Raw genomic sequence first — 1,311 nt, 5'->3', positions numbered from 1 at the left:
CTGCTTGAGTGACTTGACCTTCAGATTGGATTTCTTCTCGAGGGGCATTGCCGCGATGAGTGTCTGGATCATGTCCGAGAACTCGGCATCGTCGCGCCAGTTTGGGAGGTGATGTTCGTCCAACCGCCTGGCTAACTGGATATCACCACGGATGGCATCGACGGCCTCGCTGACCCCGAGGCAGACCAGCGATACTTCGAGTTCATTGCTGAGATACCGTAAAACATTGAGAAAGCGGCGCTGTTCGCGGTGGGTCCCGGCCAAAAGGTTGTGAACCTCGTCGATCATGATCATCCGCAGGCCAAGGTCACGCAAGAGCGCGATGACACGGACTTCGAGGGAAGCCACATTTTGAGCGCGAGCGCTCAGTGCCGTCGCCGGGGCGCCGACGGCGGCCAGGATGTGCAGGTAGAACCGCCGTTCATCAGGCGCGGGCGGCGCTTGCAACAGCAGAAGCGGTGTGCGGGTGATGCCCGACGCCGGATCGTATTCTGGTGCGTACTTGCGCGACAGGTTTCGGGCAATCATCGTCTTTCCAATCCCGGAGGCGCCATGCACAAGAAGCCCAGGCATACGGGTTTGTCGTGGCGCTTCGATCATGCCCTGCAAGCGGTCCAACACCTGTTCCGCCCGTGGAAAGCCGATCCAGATATCCGATTGAATGAGGGCGATCCGGCCGTCTTCTTCAGTTGTCCCTGCCCTCAATTCACCATCTCTCCACCTTGAACAATGGGCGCGATGTATCACCCGTATCGATCGCTCGCAGCCCTTCGGTTGACGAGACGGCCGAGTTGGCACCCTCCAATGTCCCTTTTCTTTCACGGGTTCTGCGTTCGGCCTTCGTTAGGCCCCGGCTTTCAGCTTCTATCTGGCGTTGCTGTCGGATCAGCTCAGCCAGAACCAGCTCATTGGACCCGGACGCGCCAAGGGCACGAGCCTTCCTCATGGCTTCGCGATATTCCCAGAGCGAGACGGGCGGAATCTCGAGGTTTCTGTACCGCGCCTCAACATACCGGCCATCGTCCAGTTCAACCCAGATCATTGAGATATCACGAGGATCGTAGCGAACGACCACCTTTCCATCCCCGCGCCCGATGTGGCCTGCAAGGGCATCGGACCAATATCTTATCTGGAACAGATGGATGCCGTCACGCCTGATCTTGCGCAGTTCGCTCGGCAGGAAACTCACCTGAAAGGCTTCGATATCAAATGGGATGTCGCCCGTCATTTGCTCTGAGAGCGCCTCCCATTTGGCAACGGGCGTGCAGCCAAGACTCGAATGAATGCTGTTGTTGTAACGGCAGATTTCCA

2 protein-coding genes are annotated in these 1,311 nt (G+C 58.0%); both read right to left on the bottom strand.

Annotation, left to right across the window (positions count from 1 at the left end; genetic code table 11):
• Positions 1 to 705 (bottom strand): TniB family NTP-binding protein (locus BUC08_RS24130; protein ID WP_073194660.1); only part of this gene is annotated, 705 nt, incomplete at its 3' end.
• Position 706: 1 nt separating this feature from the next.
• Positions 707 to 1,311, bottom strand: a 605-nt coding sequence (locus tag BUC08_RS24125; RefSeq protein WP_200796241.1) for a Mu transposase C-terminal domain-containing protein, incomplete at its 5' end; no start/stop codon positions are given.

Source organism: Pseudosulfitobacter pseudonitzschiae (assembly GCF_900129395.1).
Taxonomy (GTDB): Bacteria; Pseudomonadota; Alphaproteobacteria; order Rhodobacterales; family Rhodobacteraceae; genus Pseudosulfitobacter; species Pseudosulfitobacter pseudonitzschiae.
This window is presented reverse-complemented; position numbering and strand designations above follow the sequence as displayed.